We start from the raw sequence: 18,071 nt of genomic DNA, 5'->3' as shown, positions 1-18,071 counted from the left end.
CCGGCAAGAAGCTGCGCGACCTGATGAGCTGGGTGGATCGCCCGATCACCGAAACTGCCTGACCCGCAGCTCTTTTCGCTGAACGATGCCTCGGCCCCGTGTCCACCGGATGCGGGGCCGACGGCGTTCTCCGAGCATGAATCCACGGTCACCGCACGGAGCGGGCGCGGGCTGTTGATATGTTGACCGATACGGTCAACGTCGACAGGGGGCGTGTGGTGAATCCGAGGCAACGGTCGGTGTTCTTCGTCTCCGACAACACCGGCATCACCGCCGAGACCCTCGGGAACGCGCTGCTGGCGCAGTTTCCCGAATTCTCCTTCGAGCGGCACGTCCTGCCGTTCACCGACACGGTCGCGGCGGCTCGTCGTGCCGTCGGCGTCATCCGTGCCGCCGTATCTGGGCCGGATGCCACCTCCACCGGGGCCGACCCCATCGTGTTCGTGACCGTCCGCGCCGCCGATGTCGCCGCGGAGTTCCAGCAGGCGCCGGGGGAGATCATCGACCTGCTCGGCCCGCACCTGGCCCAGCTCGAAGAGGTTCTCGAGACGTCCCGGACCGGGGATGCGACCGTATACCACCGCGTCGGCGACCTGGACAGCTATCACGATCGCATCGACGCGGTGGAGTACACCTTCACCCACGACGACGCGCAGTCCCTGCGGCACGTCGACCGCGCCGACCTCATCATCATCGCGCCGTCGCGCTGCGGTAAGACGCCCACCGCCATGTACCTCGCCCTGCAGCACGGTCTGCGGGTGGCCAACTATCCGCTCACCAGCGACGACAGGCCGGGCGTGCTGCCCGAGGCGGTCGCACCCTTCCGCGACCGGTTGTTCGGGCTGACCACCACACCGCAGCGCCTGAGCCAAGTACGGGGCGAGCGTCGCCCGGGTAGCGGCTACGCCAGTCTCGCGCGCTGCCGTACCGAATTGCGCGATGCCGAAACCCTGTACCGGGACAACGGGATTCCGTTCATAAACTCCCACGCCATGAGCGTGGAAGAAATGGCCAGCGTCATTCTCACGACGATGAAGCTGCGTCACCGCTGACACGTCCAGCACACCACTCGAAAGGCTTTCGATGTCTACGATTCTCTGGTTCACCGAAATCGGTATGTCCGATGTTCCGCAGGTCGGGGGTAAGAACGCCTCGCTCGGCGAGATGGTCGTCAACCTCGCCGACGCCGGCGTGCGCGTTCCGGGTGGTTTCGCCACGACCGCCGATGCCTACCGGGACTTTCTCGCCGAAGGTGGACTGGATGCCAAGATCCGCGATACTCTCACCGGCCTCGACGTCGAGGACGTCACCGAACTCGCCCGGCGCGGTGAGCAGATACGTCGGCTTATCCTCGACCACCCGTTCCCCGAGGCACTCGAGCGCGATATCCGCGCCGGCTACGACAAGCTGGTGGCCGCCGACACCCACCCGGACGAGGTGACGTGGGCGGTGCGGTCCAGTGCCACCGCGGAGGACCTGCCGGATGCGTCGTTCGCCGGCCAGCAGGAGACATACCTCAACATCGGCGGCATCGACAACATCCTCGAAGCGGTCAAGTCGGTGTTCGCCTCCCTGTACAACGACCGCGCCATCGCCTACCGCGTCCACCACGGCTTCGTCCACGACGAGGTCGCGCTGTCCGCGGGCGTACAGCGCATGGTCCGCACCGACATCGGTGCGTCGGGGGTCATGTTCACCGTCGACACCGAGTCTGGTTTCGATCGCGCCGTATTCATCACCGCCGCTTATGGTTTGGGTGAGGCCGTGGTGCAAGGCGCGGTCAACCCGGATGAGTTCTACGTCTACAAACCCGCCATCGAGGAGGGCCGAAGCGGACGTGATGCCATCGTGTCCCGCACCGTCGGCGAGAAGGCCGTGGCGATGCGATACGCGGAGGGCACGGGTATCGCATCGGCGACCCGCTGGGTGGACGTCGACGCCGACGAGCGGTTGCGGTTCTCCATCGACGACGACGAGGTCACCGAACTCGCCCGGCACGCCATCGCGATCGAGAAGCATTACGGCAGACCGATGGACATCGAATGGGGCCGCGACGGACTTGACGGTCGGCTCTACATCCTCCAGGCCCGACCGGAGACCGTGGTATCCCGGCGCGGCGAGGCCGGCCGGTCCTTGTCGCGGTTCGAGATCGATCGCGCTGCCGCCGACGCCACCGACGTCCTGGTCGAGGGTCGTTCGATCGGACAGCGGATCGGTGCCGGTCCGGTGCGAGTGCTGCGGTCGATCAAGGAGATGGACCGGGTCCGGCCCGGGGATGTGCTGGTCGCCGCGATCACCGACCCGGACTGGGAACCGGTGATGAAACGCGCCGCCGCGATCATCACCGAACGCGGCGGCCGAACCTGTCACGCCGCGATCATCGCCCGCGAACTGGGCGTACCCGCGATCGTCGGAACCGGCGACGCGACAACCGCACTCGCCGACGGCCAGGAGGTCACGGTCTCGTGCGCCGAAGGCGATACCGGCCGCGTGTACCGGGGGCTGGTGCCCTTCCAGGAGCATCTGACGTCGCTGGACGAGATGCCGGAGATACCGGTGAAACTGATGATGAACGTCGCCACCCCCGACCAGGCGTTCTCGTTCGCTGCGCTGCCCAACAGTGGGGTCGGGCTGGCGCGGATGGAGTTCATCATCAACCGGCAGATCGGGGTGCATCCGAAGGCGCTCATCGAACGTGATTCGCTGGCGCCAGAACTACGTGAGCAGGTCGACCGGCTCACCGCCGCATACCCGTCGCCCACCGAATTCTTCGTCCGGCGAGTCGTAGAGGGAGTATCGACGATCGCCGCCGCGTTCGACCCGAAACCGGTTATCGTGCGGCTCTCGGACTTCAAGTCCAACGAATACGCCAACCTCCTCGCAGGCGACATCTACGAGCCCGACGAAGAGAATCCGATGATCGGCTACCGTGGCGCGGCCCGCTATGTCTCCGAGGGTTTCCGGGACTGCTTCGCGCTCGAATGTGAGGCGCTGCGCCGGGTCCGGGACGAGATGGGGCTGCGCAACGTCAAGCTCATGGTGCCGTTCGTGCGGACCGTCGCCGAACTCGACGATGTGCTGGAGATCATGGCCTCACATGGCCTGAAGCGCGGCGAGAACGGTCTACAGGTGGTGATGATGTGCGAGGTCCCGGTGAACTATCTTCTTGCCGACGAGTTCCTCGACAGGGTCGACGGCTTCTCCATCGGTTCCAACGACATGACCCAGCTCATCCTCGGCGTCGACCGCGATTCGGGGCTGGTCGCCCACGATTTCGACGAACGCAACCCGGCTGTGCTCAAGGTGCTGGCCTCGGTCATCGAGACGTGCCGGCGCCGCGGCAAGTATGTCGGCATCTGCGGTCAGGGCCCGTCCGACCATCCGGATCTGGCGTCGTGGCTGGTCGAGCAGGGCATCGAGTCGATGTCGCTGACCCCCGACACGGTGGTGCAGACCTGGTTGTCGCTGACGGGTGCGCAATAGCGAACCCCTACCCGGAAGACATGCCCCCGAGGTATGTCTCCCGGGTGTTTTGACCTCCGAACACCCCGCGTCACCCGGTACGGGGTGTTTGTGATCCGGCGCGGCCTGTGGATAGTGGAGTGGACCATACCTTTCAGTGTGTCCTAGTCTGTCCGGCATGTGCCTCAGTACGGGGGCGCGGGGGACAGCCACGGTCGTAGTGGTCGAGGGGGATTCATGGGGGTATTGGTCGATCCGGCGATCTTGCGGCAGTATGCCGAAACCGTCGACACGACAGCGGATTTCATCAGACGCTCAACGCTTCCGGACAGGATCGAAGAACTGTGCGCGTGTCTGCCGGGATCGCGTACGGCGTTCATGGCCTCGGGCGGTGTCTCCGAGGTTGAGCGGGTGATCAGAATGGTCGCCGGGTGTTACGAATCGATGGCCGACGCGGTGCGCAATGCTGCAGGGGAATACGAGGCGACCGATCAAGGTCTGTCGTCGGCGCTGAGCAAGATCTCGCCGAAGCGATGATCCCGGCGCGCAGCGTGCTCGCCACCTGGCGCACAACCGAACTCGCGGAACTCGGCGAGTCGTTCCGCATCGACGGAAAGGCGATCAGCGTCGCCGGAGACCGCGTCGGTCAGCAGATCGCGTCCTTGACGCACAACGATGCCTGGGACGGTGATTCTCAGCGGGCCGCAGCGGGTGTGGCCGACAGGGTCGGTTTCCTGGCCGACTGCGTCGCCGACATCGGTACGAGTGTCAGCAACGATTTCAAGACCTACGGCAGCGAGATCGCCGCCGAGCGGATCAACATCGACCGGCTCGTCGCGGTGATCGAGAAGGGTCCGCTGTACGTCACCGACGAATGGCAGATTCTGGTCCGGGCGGAGAAGATGACGCCGGACCGGGCCAAGCTGATGGCGTTGGCGGCCCGAGGATTTCAGGATCAACTGAACTCGCACCTGGGCAAACTCGGCAGGGCCGACAACGAGTTCGCCGGATCCGTACGTCGCAATACGAACAGCTCCTGGCTGGGGATAGACCTACCCGCGCGAAATGTTCCGGGCGTTCCGCAGAATGTCACTGACGCGCCCTACGATGCCGACGAACGTAAGAAGCAACAGCAGGTACTGGAAAGGCATATGTTCGGAACCGTCGTCGACAAGGAGACCTCCCGGGACGGCGACAAAGTGATCACCGAATTGCGGATGCTCGACGGCAGTCGTCAGGTGTACACCGCCGCCGACGATGGCAAGCGCCCTGTCTCGTTCGATCTCTACAGTCCCAAAGGGGACCTGGTATCCGGTTCGGTCAAGGAATCGGACGGAACTGTGGTCACCACCTTGCAGCGTACCGGTCGTGCTCCGGTCATCGTCACCAAGAAGCCGGGGCAGGACGCGGTCGCCCGCGTGGACGAGAAGAACCTTGTCGTCGCCGAGCTCAATGAGATTATGGACGCCACGACGTCGACATTCTATTCGGGGACACCACAGCTCGACCAAACAGCGGAGTCACTACGAAACGGCAGGGTTCCTTTCCTTGACTCGAATCAAGCCGGACGTCTGGCTGCCGGTGTGGACATGGCAAGTGCCACGGTTACCGTGATGTCGACGCTCTACTATGTGGCGTCGGCAGATAACTACTATGAATCCTGCGAAGCCGGCGTGAAGGGCTCGGGAGGAGCGATGGGTGCCGCTCTTGGCGCTATGTTCTTGCCCGACGGTTGGAGCACCTTCTGGAAGTCCATGGCAGGTGGCAGTGCGGGAACGTATCTCGGGGGGAAGGTCGCGCCTTGGCTGTGCTCAGGTTGAAAACGGGTTTGTCATCACAATGGCTGCCCGACGAGTATCTGAATGTTATCCGTGAAATGGTGCATGCACCTGATATTCGGGTCGAGGTCATGCGGGAGATCGTCGAGCTCGATGACAGTGCACTTGCCGCTGAGATTGTTCCGCTGCCCAGGCAGTGGCAATCGGACGACTACGCCCTATTCCACCTCGATCCTCGAGTTGCCGAAGCCGAGGTCGATAGACGTACGCGTACCGAGGTGGAGCGCTGGTACGAGGAACGGGGATGCGAGTGGTACGCAGGCCGGATTCCGGACGCGGAGTACAGTACCATAGTTCATGAGGTGCGGATCGATTTTCGACGCGAAATGGATGATTTCAAGTATCGGTTGACTCGTGGTTCGGGGAGATATCGCGATCTCCCGGATCTGTCTACGGACGAGCTGTCGCTGAGGCTGGTGTGGTTGTGACGAACTATCCGATTCCGTATCGGTGGAGAAAGAACTTCCGCGGGTTGACGGTGATTCAGGTCCTGTTGCCGGTGTGTCTGTTTTCTCTCGCGATATTTCTCGGTCTACGCTGTGGGATATACGATTTTATTCTCTTGGGCACGTTCTCGACGATTTTTGCTCTTATGGTGGCCGCGGCTTGGAGAGGCCGGTCGCTGGCCGTTGCGAAACGGGTGAGTGGCGATGGCGTGCGAGTTGTCGATGGAGCATTGGCCATATCTGTGGACGCCAGGTTGTGGAGCCTGCACTTGGCGACCGGTATATCCGGTATCGCCGCAGCGGCAGTGATGGTCCTTTTCCAGGTGTACGGACTCATCGACTACGACCCGGAAATGTATGGCATGGGGCTCGTCGGTGTGGTCGGCGGAATCCACCAACTGGTTCGCATATTGCGGCTCGGTTCGCGTGATGTTCTGGTGGTCTCGACACGCGGAGTCGTGGCGCGTCCATTGGAAAGCAGACCGATACACATCGACTGGGGTGAGATCACCGAGGCCGTGCCGTGCCGACGCACTGCCGGAAGAACGCGTGTTGCTCTGGGATTCGGGCCGGCGGCCACGAGGTTCGAGGTCGATCATCTGGCGACCGGATCACCGGCCGCGTTCTGGCTCCTCGACTTCTACGCGCGTCATCCGTCTCTGCGTGACGAACTCGGGGACGTGCGAGTGCTTCGCCGGCTCCGGGACGGATCGTTCATCGAAACCCCTTGCCGTCATGTGTGACGTCACAAACCCCACCGATAGGCCCCGGCATCGCAATAGTGTCCTCGCCGGGGGCCATCGGTGGGGTTTGTGATATCAGATCGGTGTGAAACCCCGGTATGAGGGCAGCGCCGCCAGCCGCTTGAGGATGGGGCCTATGTTGGTGCCGGTTTCGGTGCCGATGCAGCCGAATGTGTAGTAGGCGTTGACCATTCCGGCGAGGCGGTCACCGACGACGACAGGGGAGCCGGAGTCGCCTTCGACGATGCACAGCTGGCTGTAGTGTTCGTGACCCTTGGAGAACCAGGCGATACCGCACGTGTTGCCGGTGGTACGGCCCTGCTTGCATGCGATCGTGGGGAATGACAGGGGCCGGGTGTCGAATCCATTGATGGTCACTCCCTGAACCGTGCGCAAGGGGCGGACCAGCTTCTCGTTGAACTCGATCACGGCGATGTCGAGGTCGTCGGCCGTGTAGGTGACGACACCCGCGACACCGCGGTCGGTGTACCTCTCCGACAGGACGTACTGACCACGGACACCACAATGGCCGGCCGTGATGCCGATGAGCTTGTTGGTCTTCTTGGCGCGGCCGATCGTGGTGAGCGTGCACGAGGACGCCATGTCCTTGGTCTTCATCACGTAGATGCCCGATCCGCCGCCGAGGGGGATCTTCGCCGGTGCAGCCTCGGCCGCGCCTGCCCCCCAGCCTGCCAGCACCGTGGTGGCCAGTGCAGCCACCAGTGCTGTCAGTCTCTGCGCCATGCGCGCTCCCGCTTCGTCGTCTCGTGCGCACCACCGACCATCGGTAGCGGATACTCCCGGAGTTCATGTCGCCTGGTCGTTGTGGCCCAAGGGGCTCCCGATCAGGTCTGTATGGTTCCGGCATGGTCTGTTCGCCCGCGATCGGGTCGGAAAAGTCCCAATAGTGCACAGACCTTACGGCATGTAACACCGACCACAATGTACACACCGACGTGTCGAGACTCCACGTGCGGCAGATCCGCTGGTCTCGCGCATTTCGGCGACCTCTAAGCTAGCGGGTGCGCACCTACCGATCCGCCCGGTCGGCACCGCGGTGCCGGGGTGGATTCCATACCGAATACTGGAGAAGAGAACTGTGACCTCAGCAGGACGTCCGGTCGTCTTGATCGCCGACAAACTGGCCCCCTCGACCGTCGAGGCTCTCGGCGACGGTGTCGAGGTCCGCTGGGTGGACGGCCCCGACCGCCCCAAGCTGCTCGAGGCCGTCGTCGACGCCGACGCGATCCTCGTGCGGTCGGCCACCACGGTCGACGCGGAGGTGCTTGAGGCCGGCAAGAACCTCAAGATCATCGCCCGCGCCGGCGTGGGTCTGGACAACGTCGACGTGCCCGCCGCCACCGCACGCGGCGTGATGGTCGTCAACGCGCCCACCTCCAACATCCACACCGCCGCCGAGCACGCCATCGCGCTGCTGATGGCCGCATCCCGCCAGATCCCGGCCGCCGACGCCACGCTGCGTGAGCACACCTGGAAGCGGTCGTCGTTCAACGGTGTCGAGATCTTCGACAAGACCGTCGGCGTCGTCGGCCTGGGCCGTATCGGCCAGCTGGTCGCAGCCCGACTGGCCGCGTTCGAGACCCACATCATTGCCTACGACCCTTACGTGTCGGCCGCGCGGGCCGCGCAGCTGGGCATCGAACTGGTCAGCCTCGACGAACTGCTCGAACGGGCCGACTTCGTCACCGTGCACCTGCCCAAGACTCCCGAGACGCTCGGCCTCATCGGTGCCGAGCAGTTGGCCCGCACCAAGAAGGGTGTGGTCATCGTCAACGCCGCCCGCGGCGGCCTCGTCGACGAGCAGGCCCTGGCCGACGCCATCAACTCCGGCCAGGTCCGCGCGGCCGGTCTGGACGTGTTCAACACCGAACCGTGCACCGATTCACCGCTCTTCGACCTGCCGCAGGTCGTCGTCACCCCGCACCTGGGTGCCTCCACCAGCGAGGCGCAGGACCGGGCCGGTACCGACGTCGCCAAGAGCGTGCGCCTGGCCCTGGCGGGACACTTCGTGCCCGATGCCGTGAACATCACCGGCGGAGCCGTCGACGAAGAGGTCGCACCCTGGCTGGAGGTGGCCCGCAAGCTCGGTGTGCTCATCGGTGCCATCAGCACCGAGGTGCCCACCTCGATTAACGTCGAGGTGCTCGGTGAGCTCGCCGCCGGCAATGTCGACGTGCTGGGCCTGTCGGCGCTGCGTGGCCTATTCTCGGCCGTCCTCGACGAGCCCATCACCTTCGTCAACGCCCCGGCCGTGGCGCAGGCGCGCGGGGTGACCAGTGAGGTCACCACCGCCACCGAAAGCCCCAACCATCGCAGCGTCGTCGACGTCAAGGCGGTGTTCGCCGACGGATCGGTCGCCAACGTGGCAGGCACGCTCACCGAACCCCGGCTGGTGCAGAAGATCGTCAACATCAACGGCCGCAACATCGACCTGCGCGCCGAGGGCCTGAACCTTATCGTCAGCTACACCGATCAGCCGGGTTCGCTGGGCAAGGTCGGCACCCTGCTGGGCAATTCGGGCGTCGACATCCTGGCCGCCGCGCTATCGCAGGACGTCGAGGGCGACGGTGCGACCCTGATCCTGCGCGTCGATCGCGAGATCGGCGACGACCTGCTGGCCGAGGTCCGCGGCGCCGTCGGCGCCACCCTGATCGAGCTGGTGGACCTGGCATGAAACTGGCTGTGATCGCAGGCGACGGCATCGGACCCGAGGTCATCGACCAGGCGCTGCGGGTGGCCCGCAAGCTCGAACCCGAGCTGACCACCACCGACTACGATTTCGGCGCACGCCGCTACCACGCGACCGGTGAACTGCTCACCGACGCCGATCTGGCATCGCTGCGTGAACACGACGCGATCCTGCTCGGTGCGATCGGCGATCCGTCGGTGCCGTCGGGGGTTCTCGAACGTGGTTTCCTGCTCAAGCTGCGGTTTGCGATGGACCATCACGTCAACCTGCGGCCGTCGGTCCTGCTGGACGGTGTGCGGTCGCCGCTGGCGGGTAACCCGAAGATCGACTTCGTCGTAGTCCGGGAGGGCACCGAGGGGCCGTACACCGGCAACGGCGGTTCGATCCGCGTCGGCACCCCGCACGAGGTGGCCACCGAGGTCAGCGTCAACACCAGGTTCGGTATCGAACGGGTGGTGCGCGACGCGTTCGCCCGCGCACAGGCCCGGAGCAAGAAGCTGACGCTGGTGCACAAGACCAACGTCCTGACGTTCGCCGGATCGATGTGGGCGCGGACCGTGGAAGAGGTGGGTGCGGAATACCCCGACGTGGCAACCGACTACTGCCACGTCGACGCCGCCACCATCTACCTGGTCACCGATCCGTCGCGGTTCGATGTGATCGTCACCGACAACCTGTTCGGCGACATCATCACCGACCTCGCCGCGGCTGTGACCGGCGGTATCGGGCTGGCCGCGTCGGGCAATATCGACGCCACCGGCACCAATCCGTCGATGTTCGAGCCGGTGCACGGCAGCGCACCCGACATCGCCGGCCAGGGCAAGGCCGACCCCACGGCCGCCATCCTGTCGGTGGCTCTGTTGTTCCGTCATCTCGGTCGCGACGACGACGCCGCGCGTATCGAGGCGGCGGTGGCCGCCGATGTGGCCGAGCGTGGTGACGAGAAACTCGGCACCACCACGATCGGGGATCGCATCCTCGCCCGCGTCTGACACCGACTGCGATGTCCGCGACCGTCTTCCGGCGGTCGCGGACATCGTCGTCTCACCAGGTTTCGAGGTGCGCACGTCAGGCGCCGAAAGGTCACCGGACCCAACGGGTCCCTCGCTCGTTCGTCGCAACGGCCTCAGGGATCAAGATGTTTGCCGCTCCTTTGTCGCCTTGGTCTCGGGGATGAAGATGTTTGGCCGCTCCTTCGTTGCTTTGGTCTCGGGGGCGAGATGTTTGGGCGCTTGTTTTGTTGCTTTGGTCTCGGGGCAAATTGGCTGGTCGTGACCATAATTCTTGATCCCTGAGGGCGTCGCGCGAGCTTGCGAGCCGACGCGTCTCGAAGGGTCCGGTGACGCCAGGCTCTCAACGCTTTGCAGCTGCCCCTTACGTGGCGTCGCGGGGGATCAGGGGGAGGGCGATCAGCGGGGCGAGGGCGGTCAGGCCGAAGGCGACGGCAAATCCGAGGTGCGTGACCGCCGAACCGATCAGCGGGGTGGTGGCGGCGGTCGCGAGATGCTGTGCGGTGTTCTGGATTCCGAGGCCGCGGCCACTCCAACGGGGACCGGCGTATTCGGCGATCGCGGTGAAGGCCAGGCCGTTGTCGGCGACGGACGCCACCGACGCGATCACCATGATCACCACCGCGACAGGCGATCCGACGGCGTCGAGAAGCGCCAGCACACCTGTGGCGAGACCTGCGGTGATCGCGATGAGTCGGATCGGACGCATTCGCGAGCCCATCACATCCGACAGTCGCCCTGCCCCGATCCTGCCCAGCGCGCCCACGATCTGTGTTGCGGTGATCAACGTTCCGGCGGCAGCCGGTGCCCAGCCGCGGTCGACGATCAGCCACGTAGGGACGAACGTCCACAGCATCGACTGCGGAATCACCAGTGCCACACTGACCGCGTGCACACGCGCCAGGAAATTGCTTGTCCGGTAAGGGTTTTCCAGACGCTTGGGAGCGGCTGATATTGCGTCGGCGGAGACCGGTGTCTCGGTCCTCAGCGGCGGGTCCTTGATCCCGAAGATGCAGCAGGCCAAGCCGATCGCCGTGACCGTAACCGGAACCAGCAGCGCGACGCCGACACCGGATCGCGCGGCCAGCACCGGCATCGTCAAGGCGCATAAACCCATTCCGAGCGGCTGCGCCATCTGCCGGAATCCCATCGCGGTGCCGCGCTGATCGGCCGGAAACCAGCCGACGACGATCCGCCCGCTCGCGCCGTTGGCCGCGCCGGAGGACAACCCGCCCAGAAACAGGCACATCGCCAGCGCCGGGGTCGGTGCGCCGCCGAGGGCCGCTGCGGCGGTGGCGACCGCCGCCACCAGCGTGCCCGACAATGACACCGTCAGCACCAGGCGTTCGCCGTAGCGATCGAGCAACACGCCCCACGGGATGATCGCGATCATCAGCCCGATGGTGGGGACGGTGGCGATCACCGACGCCGTGGTGAGGGAGAAGCCCTCGTCGGAGTGCAGGGTCGGGATGAGATACGGCACACCACTGACGACACAGGTCGTGGTCATCGCGGCGATCATCGAGCACACCAGCATCACCCACCGTTGTGTGGCACCGATGTCTTCGTGCATAGCCGCAACCTCCCGGACTTCGCTGGGCTGAATGGTCTCAAATTATGAGATACAACGTCCACATTCTAATACTCTCGGCCGGATGGGTCAGGCCGGGGTAGGTGTGATGTCCGAGCCGTCGGCTAGTCTGCTCGCATGCGTTTAGGTCGTATCGCCAGCCCCGACGGCGTGGCATTCGTCTCCATCGAGGAGCAGGACGGTGTACTCGTCGCCAAGGAGATCGCCGAACATCCCTTCGGCACACCCACCTTCACCGGACGCACCTGGCCACTGGCCGACGTTCGCCTGCTCGCGCCGATCCTGGCTTCCAAAGTGATCTGCATCGGTAAGAACTACGCCGCACACGCGGCCGAGATGGGCGGCGAAGCGCCCGCCGATCCCGTGATCTTCATCAAACCCAACACGTCGATCATCGGGCCGGAAGTGTCCATCGTGCGTCCGCCCTCATCGCAACGCGTGGACTACGAGGGCGAGCTCGCCGTCGTCATCGGCAAACCCTGCAAGGACGTCCCGGCCGCCAAGGCGGCGAGTGTGATCCTCGGATACACCATCGCCAACGACGTCACCGCTCGCGACCACCAGCAGGCCGACGGCCAATGGACCCGCGGCAAGGGCTACGACACCTTCTGCCCCCTCGGTCCCTGGATCGACACCGAGTTCGATCCCGCCGACGCCGAACTCACGACCCAACTCGACGGCGAGACCAAACAACACTCGCGAACCTCACTGATGATCCACGACATCGGCAAGATCATCGAGTGGATCTCCCGGGTGATGACACTGCTACCCGGCGACGTCATCCTCACCGGAACCCCCGAAGGCGTGGGTCCGATGACGGCAGGCCAACGGGTCTCGGTCACGATCTCCGGCCTCGGCACACTCTCCAACCCTGTGATGGACAAAGCATGAAGAAACCCGAAATCGCCCGTATCAACGGCATCGACATCTCCTACGAGGTAACCGGCACCGGCCCCCTGGTCGTGATGGTGATGGGCACCGGCAGCCCGGGCCGCGTCTGGAAGGCCAACCAGCAACCCGCCCTCGTCAAAGCGGGATTCCGGGTCGCACTCTTCGACAACCGCGGCATCGCTCCCAGCTCCGAATGCCCCCAGGGATTCACCATCGATGACATGGTCGCCGACACCGCCGGACTCATCGAGCATCTCGGCGACGGTCCCGCGATCGTCGTCGGCACCTCCCTCGGTGCGCACATCACCCAGGAACTGGCCCTCGCCCGGCCCGACGTCGTCCGTGGTGCGGTGATGATCGCCACATATGGCCGCAATACTCCACTTCAGCGGGCGATCTCGGCCGGCGAACGCGCCCTCTACGACAACGGCATCACCTTGCCGCCCGACTACGAGGCCGCCATCACCGCCCATCTCAACCTGTCGCCGCACACCTTCGACGACGACCGGCACGCCCAGGACTGGCTCGACATCATCGGATTCTCGCCGCAGAAGGTCACCCCCGGAGTCCGCGCCCAGTATGGCATTCACGAACACGACGGCAACCGGCTTGCCGCCTACCGCGCCATCAGCGTCCCGACGATGGTCATCGGCTTCGCCGACGACCGCACCCTGCCGGTGAAACTGGCCAAGGAAGTCGCCGACGCCATACCCGGCTCGCGCTACGAGGTCGTCGAGAAGGCAGGGCATTTCGGCTACCTGGAACAGCCGGAAGCGGTGAACAGGCTCCTGATCGACTTCGCGAAGAGTCTGTAGGACCTGATTCGATACGCTGATCGGCATGACCAGTCCTGATCAGGTTCGTGTTCGTTTCTGTCCGTCGCCGACCGGCACCCCACACGTGGGGATGGTGCGCACCGCGCTGTTCAACTTCGCGCAGGCCCGGCACGACAAGGGCACCTTCGTGTTCCGCATCGAAGACACCGACGCCGCCCGCGACAGCGAGGAGTCGTACGAGGCGATCCTCGATTCGCTGCGCTGGCTGGGCCTGGACTGGGACGAGGGCCCCGAGGTGGGCGGCCCGTACGGGCCGTACCGACAGTCCGAGCGCGCCGACATCCACCTCGACGTCGTCCGCAAGCTCCTCGACGCGGGCGAGGCCTACGAGGCGTTCTCGACCCCCGAGGAGGTGGAGGCGCGTCACCGCGCTGCCGGCCGCGACCCCAAGCTGGGTTACGACAACTTCGACCGCGACCTCACTGACGAGCAGCGCACCGCCTACCGCGACGAGGGCCGCAATCCGGTTGTGCGCCTGCGCATGCCCGATCACGACATCGCGTGGGACGACCTGGTCCGCGGCACCACCACCATCAAGGCGGGCACTGTCCCGGACTTCGCGCTCACCCGGGCCAACGGCAAACCGCTCTACACCCTCGTCAACCCCGTCGACGACGCCATGATGAAGATCACCCACGTACTGCGCGGTGAGGATCTGCTGTCCTCGACGCCACGGCAGGTGGCCCTGTACGAGGCGCTGATACGGCTCGGCATCGCCGACCGGGTACCCGAGTTCGGTCATCTGCCGTTCGTGATGGGCGAGGGCAACAAGAAGCTATCCAAGCGTGATCCCGAATCGAATCTGCTGCACCACCGCGACCGCGGGTTCCTGCCCGAGGGTCTGCTGAACTATCTCGCGCTTCTCGGCTGGGGCTACAAGGCCGACGTCGACGTCTTCACTCTCGACGAGATGGTCGAGGCCTTCGACGTGCGTGAGGTGAACTCCAACCCGGCCCGCTTCGACCAGAAGAAGGCCGACGCGATCAACGCCGAACACATCCGGCGCCTGACGCCGGAGGACTTCGCCGGCCGGCTCAAGGCGTACCTCACCGGTCACGGTCTACTGCCCGAGGACGCCGACGACGCGAAGTTCGCGGTGCTCGCCGACCTGGTGCAGACCCGCATCCAGGTGCTCGGCGACGCCTGGGGACTGATGTCGTTCCTGTACGTGTCCGACGACGAGTTCACCATCGACGAGAAGTCGGCCGCCAGGAACCTCGGAGCCGACGCGGCCCCTGTGCTCGATGCTGCGGTCGCCGCGCTCGAATCCACCAACTGGACCACCGACGCGATCCAGCAGGCACTCCAGGAGGCGCTCGTGGACGGTCTGGAGCTCAAACCGCGCAAGGCGTTCGGTCCGGTCCGAGTCGGTGTCACCGGGTCGGCCGTCAGCCCGCCGCTGTTCGAGTCCATGGAGTTGCTGGGCCGGGACACGACCCTGGCCAGGCTGCGGTCAGCACGCGAAAACTACGCGAAATAGGGCCTTGACCTGCCGATTTGTGGTTTAGGGGGGTCCCTTTGCTAAGGTTCTTCTCGGCCCTGAAGGGGGCCGCGAGGGTAAAACCTTGGGGTATGGTGTAATTGGCAACACAGCTGATTCTGGTTCAGCCATTCTAGGTTCGAGTCCTGGTACCCCAGCGAGCGATCGCCCACCCGGTGTGTATTAGTCTGGTGCGCGGTAGTTCAAGAACTGAATACACCGGTTCTCCGGAAGGGAACTTCTCACACAGCGCTTCGTCTCACGCAGCGTTTCTGATGTTGAGATGTTTCTGACAGGGAATCGTTCTAGGGCCCCGTCGTCTAGCGGCCTAGGACGCCGCCCTCTCAAGGCGGTAGCGCGGGTTCGAATCCCGTCGGGGCTACAAAAGGAGACACCCTCACCACATCGGTGAGGGTGTCTCCTTCTTCGTGTCGCGTTCTTCGCCTCGTGAGGTTTCGCCGGAGACGACGAGGGGCGCCCATCACAATGGGATGGACGCCCCGTCGGGAATCGGCCAGGCGTTCAGGACGCGTTGGCGATCAGTTCACGCTGCTGATTGAACATAGACGCCAGATCGGACTCGACGCCCGACGCGGCCTGATTGCCGGTGCTGACCAGACCGTGGGTGATCTCGATACCGACCTCACGCTCGACGCCGAGCACCACGTGCATGATGAAGTTCACCTTGATGCCGCTGATCTCGAACGTGCCGGTGACCTTGGCCGCTTTGTACTTGCCGTCGACGCCGGGGATGGACGACTTGCTCATCTTCATCTTCGCGGTGACCGGCGTGCCGTCCTGGTCGATGGTCATGGTGAAGTCGGTGCAGTTCGAGACGGTCTCGTCGAAGGTGTCGAGATCTGACTTGTCGACGGGCTTGGTCAGTTCCGCCTCATAGGTGGTCTCCGAGAACGACGAGGTACCCGATTCGGAGATCTTGAGTTCACGGGAGGCCTTCTGACTTCCGTTGTTCTTGTCCTCGGCGTTCACGATGCGGTTGCACGCCTCGTTGTCGACCTTGATGTCGTCGTCATCGCCGTCGCCACTCCCGTCGGAGACGGAGAACTCGCCGCCGGCGGCGCTCGGGAAGCCGGACTCCGGCAGCAGTAGGTCCTTGGCCGCGGCGGTGGGTGCGGACTTGCCCTTGTCGCCCTCGTCCCCGCCGGAGGTCAGTGCCAGGACGAGGGCGATCACGGCCACCACGGCCAATACTGCCACGCCGCCACCGAGCAACCAGATCTTCTTGGAGCCACCACCGGATGGGGGAGCCGGGGGCGGGGAGGTCGGCGCGCCGTAGCCGCCCTGGCCGGCGGGCCAGCCCTGCTGAGGTTGCGGGGCCTGTTGGGTGGGCCAGTTCTGCTGTGGGTCCTGCGGATACTGCTGACCGCCGGGATACTGCTGGCCACCAGGGTATTGCGGGCCGCCCGGGTACTGCTGACCGCCCGGATACTGCTGCTGCGGGTCGCCCGACTGGGTCGGGTCGTATGGATTGCCCAATGTCGTGGGTCCTCTCAAATCAGTGTTGACACTGATCCTCCCATGCGGACCGTGCGTAATTGTACGCATTTCCGGCGAGCACCATCCACGTGAATTACCCGGTGGCGCTGAGCTGACCGCGTTGATTCAGGCGTCGCCGGCGGTCAGACGTTTCTGGATCGCGTCGGCTGCGGCGAGCAGGTCGGCGGCCCACCGCGCGCCCGGCCGCCGGCCCATCCGGTCGATGGGACCCGACACCGAGATCGCGGCGATCACCTCGCCGGTGGAACCGCGGACGGGGGCGGACACACTGGCGACGCCGGCGGCACGTTCGCCCGCGCTCTGCGCCCAGCCGCGGCGCCGGATCTCGTGCAGGGCTCGTTCTCCGAAGACGCTCTCGGCCAGCAGCGCTCGCTGTGTGGCACCCTCGGTCCAGGCGGCCAGGACCTTGGCGGCCGACCCGGCGTTCATCGGAAAGCGTGTGCCCACCGGGACGGTGTCGCGCAGACCGGTGGGGGGCTCGATCGCGGCGATGCAGACGCGCTCGGTGCCTTCGCGGCGGTAGATCTGTACCGATTCGCCAGTGATCTCGCGCAGCCGCGGTAGCACCATCAGCGCGGCCTCGCGCACCGGGTCGTGCGCCGACGAGGCCAGCTCGCCCAGCGCCGGTCCTGGATACCATTTCCCGGATGCATTGCGCGCCAGCAACCTATGTGCTTCGAGGCCGACGGCGAGGCGATGTGCGGTGGCGCGCGGCAGGCCGGTGTGCTCGCACAGTTCGCCGAGATTGCACGGGGTGGCGGCGACGGCCCGCAGGACCGTGACCGACTTGTCGAGGACGCCGATTCCGCTGACGACCTCGAGTGCGCTATCCTGTCCCATAGGACGATACTAGCTGTCCAAATAGTGAGATTGCCAATCTGGTGCCGGATGACCGCCCGAGATGGATCGAACATCGGGATGGTCGTCGGTCACCGGAAGTGCCGTGCGGAGCAGCCCCCGCGCGGCTTGGCGAATGAGTAGATGCGAGTACAGCCATGAGCAGTGAGCGAATCGAAGGATCACAGACCGAACCTGTGACGCAGAGTGGATCCGGGACCAGGCCGCGGACGCTGGCCGAGAAGGTCTGGGACGACCATGTCGTGGTGCACGGCGAGGTCGACGAGGCGGGCAACCGCAATCCGGACCTGATCTACATCGACCTGCACCTCGTGCATGAGGTCACCAGCCCGCAGGCCTTCGACGGCCTGCGGATGGCCGGCCGGCCCCTGCGCCGGGTGGACCTGACGATCGCGACCGAAGATCACAACGTCCCCACCGTCGACATCGACAAGCCGATCGCCGACGAGGTCTCCCGCCTGCAGGTCGACACCCTGCGCCGTAACTGCGAGGAGTTCGGTGTTCGCCTGTACCGGATGGGCAACCGCGAACAGGGCATCGTCCACGTCGTCGGCCCGCAGCTGGGTCTGACACAGCCCGGCATGACGGTGGTCTGCGGCGACAGCCATACATCCACACACGGGGCCTTCGGCGCCATCGCGATGGGCATCGGCACCTCCGAGGTCGAACACGTGATGGCGACGCAGAC

The 18,071-nt window shown here is 65.1% G+C and carries 16 protein-coding genes and 2 tRNA genes; 14 read left to right on the top strand and 4 right to left on the bottom strand.

What is annotated here, in order from left to right; translation table 11 throughout:
- Window positions 1–179 precede the first annotated feature (179 nt).
- The 6 genes from Q0627_RS00565 to Q0627_RS00540 all read left to right on the top strand — a co-directional run bounded on the left by Q0627_RS00565 (window position 180) and on the right by Q0627_RS00540 (window position 6,489).
- Complete coding sequence (locus Q0627_RS00565) at window positions 180–1,052, top strand: pyruvate, phosphate dikinase/phosphoenolpyruvate synthase regulator (protein ID WP_291016144.1); 873 nt, start codon at window positions 180–182, stop codon at window positions 1,050–1,052.
- Window positions 1,053–1,083: 31 nt separating this feature from the next.
- On the top strand, window positions 1,084–3,483 hold the full coding sequence (ppsA, locus tag Q0627_RS00560; RefSeq protein WP_291016145.1) for a phosphoenolpyruvate synthase: 2,400 nt from the start codon (window positions 1,084–1,086) through the stop codon (window positions 3,481–3,483).
- Between the two features lie 216 nt (window positions 3,484–3,699).
- Entirely contained in the window at window positions 3,700–3,999 is a 300-nt protein-coding gene (locus Q0627_RS00555; protein ID WP_291016147.1) for a hypothetical protein, read from the top strand.
- On the top strand, window positions 3,996–5,282 hold the full coding sequence (locus Q0627_RS00550) for a hypothetical protein (RefSeq protein WP_291016148.1): 1,287 nt from the start codon (window positions 3,996–3,998) through the stop codon (window positions 5,280–5,282). Before Q0627_RS00555 ends, Q0627_RS00550 begins: the two co-directional genes overlap by 4 nt.
- The gene (locus tag Q0627_RS00545) at window positions 5,264–5,728 is read left to right on the top strand and encodes a hypothetical protein (RefSeq protein ID WP_291016149.1); all 465 of its coding nucleotides are present in this window, start codon (window positions 5,264–5,266) and stop codon (window positions 5,726–5,728) included. Before Q0627_RS00550 ends, Q0627_RS00545 begins: the two co-directional genes overlap by 19 nt.
- Complete coding sequence (locus tag Q0627_RS00540) at window positions 5,725–6,489, top strand: hypothetical protein (RefSeq protein ID WP_291016151.1); 765 nt, start codon at window positions 5,725–5,727, stop codon at window positions 6,487–6,489. Before Q0627_RS00545 ends, Q0627_RS00540 begins: the two co-directional genes overlap by 4 nt.
- A 75-nt stretch (window positions 6,490–6,564) precedes the next feature.
- Here Q0627_RS00540 and Q0627_RS00535 read toward each other — a convergent pair whose 3' ends face one another.
- A complete protein-coding gene (locus tag Q0627_RS00535) occupies window positions 6,565–7,233 on the bottom strand; it encodes a serine protease (protein WP_291016152.1) in 669 nt (222 codons plus the stop codon).
- A 355-nt stretch (window positions 7,234–7,588) separates the two neighbouring features.
- On the opposite strand from Q0627_RS00535, the gene serA reads away from it, so the two are divergent.
- Together serA and Q0627_RS00525 are read left to right on the top strand one after the other, a co-directional pair.
- The gene (serA, locus tag Q0627_RS00530) at window positions 7,589–9,184 is read left to right on the top strand and encodes a phosphoglycerate dehydrogenase (RefSeq protein ID WP_291016153.1); all 1,596 of its coding nucleotides are present in this window, start codon (window positions 7,589–7,591) and stop codon (window positions 9,182–9,184) included.
- Window positions 9,181–10,191 carry a 3-isopropylmalate dehydrogenase gene (locus tag Q0627_RS00525; protein WP_291016155.1) on the top strand — a complete coding sequence of 337 codons (1,011 nt, stop codon included), beginning with the start codon at window positions 9,181–9,183 and terminating at the stop codon, window positions 10,189–10,191. Before serA ends, Q0627_RS00525 begins: the two co-directional genes overlap by 4 nt.
- Before the next feature lie 382 nt (window positions 10,192–10,573).
- Here Q0627_RS00525 and Q0627_RS00520 read toward each other — a convergent pair whose 3' ends face one another.
- Window positions 10,574–11,782, bottom strand: a complete 1,209-nt coding sequence (locus Q0627_RS00520; RefSeq protein WP_291016157.1) for an MFS transporter — start codon at window positions 11,780–11,782, stop codon at window positions 10,574–10,576.
- 135 nt (window positions 11,783–11,917) lie between these two features.
- Between Q0627_RS00520 and Q0627_RS00515 the strand changes: the two genes are divergently transcribed.
- From Q0627_RS00515 to Q0627_RS00495, 5 genes are all read left to right on the top strand, one after another.
- On the top strand, window positions 11,918–12,691 hold the full coding sequence (locus tag Q0627_RS00515; protein WP_291016158.1) for a fumarylacetoacetate hydrolase family protein: 774 nt from the start codon (window positions 11,918–11,920) through the stop codon (window positions 12,689–12,691).
- A complete protein-coding gene (locus Q0627_RS00510) occupies window positions 12,688–13,506 on the top strand; it encodes an alpha/beta hydrolase (RefSeq protein ID WP_291016160.1) in 819 nt (272 codons plus the stop codon). Before Q0627_RS00515 ends, Q0627_RS00510 begins: the two co-directional genes overlap by 4 nt.
- A 25-nt stretch (window positions 13,507–13,531) precedes the next feature.
- Window positions 13,532–15,007, top strand: coding sequence for a glutamate--tRNA ligase (gene gltX / locus Q0627_RS00505; protein WP_291016162.1), 1,476 nt, complete (start codon window positions 13,532–13,534; stop codon window positions 15,005–15,007).
- A gap of 86 nt (window positions 15,008–15,093) precedes the next feature.
- Window positions 15,094–15,165: transfer RNA gene (locus Q0627_RS00500), tRNA-Gln, on the top strand.
- A 151-nt stretch (window positions 15,166–15,316) separates the two neighbouring features.
- Window positions 15,317–15,389 (top strand) — tRNA-Glu (locus Q0627_RS00495).
- Window positions 15,390–15,529: 140 nt separating this feature from the next.
- Here the strand turns inward: Q0627_RS00495 and Q0627_RS00490 are convergent.
- Both Q0627_RS00490 and Q0627_RS00485 read right to left on the bottom strand, forming a co-directional pair.
- Entirely contained in the window at window positions 15,530–16,504 is a 975-nt protein-coding gene (locus Q0627_RS00490) for a hypothetical protein (RefSeq protein WP_298807132.1), read from the bottom strand.
- Between the two features lie 126 nt (window positions 16,505–16,630).
- The gene (locus Q0627_RS00485) at window positions 16,631–17,365 is read right to left on the bottom strand and encodes an IclR family transcriptional regulator (RefSeq protein ID WP_291016164.1); all 735 of its coding nucleotides are present in this window, start codon (window positions 17,363–17,365) and stop codon (window positions 16,631–16,633) included.
- A 155-nt stretch (window positions 17,366–17,520) separates the two neighbouring features.
- Here Q0627_RS00485 and Q0627_RS00480 point away from each other — a divergent pair.
- Window positions 17,521–18,071 (top strand): aconitase family protein (locus Q0627_RS00480; protein ID WP_298807130.1); only part of this gene is annotated, 551 nt, incomplete at its 3' end.

It is taken from the genome of uncultured Gordonia sp. (assembly GCF_937858515.1).
In the GTDB taxonomy this organism is placed as follows: domain Bacteria; phylum Actinomycetota; class Actinomycetes; order Mycobacteriales; family Mycobacteriaceae; genus Gordonia.
The sequence above is the reverse complement of the archived record's forward strand: the minus strand, read 5'-3'. Positions and strand labels throughout refer to the sequence as shown.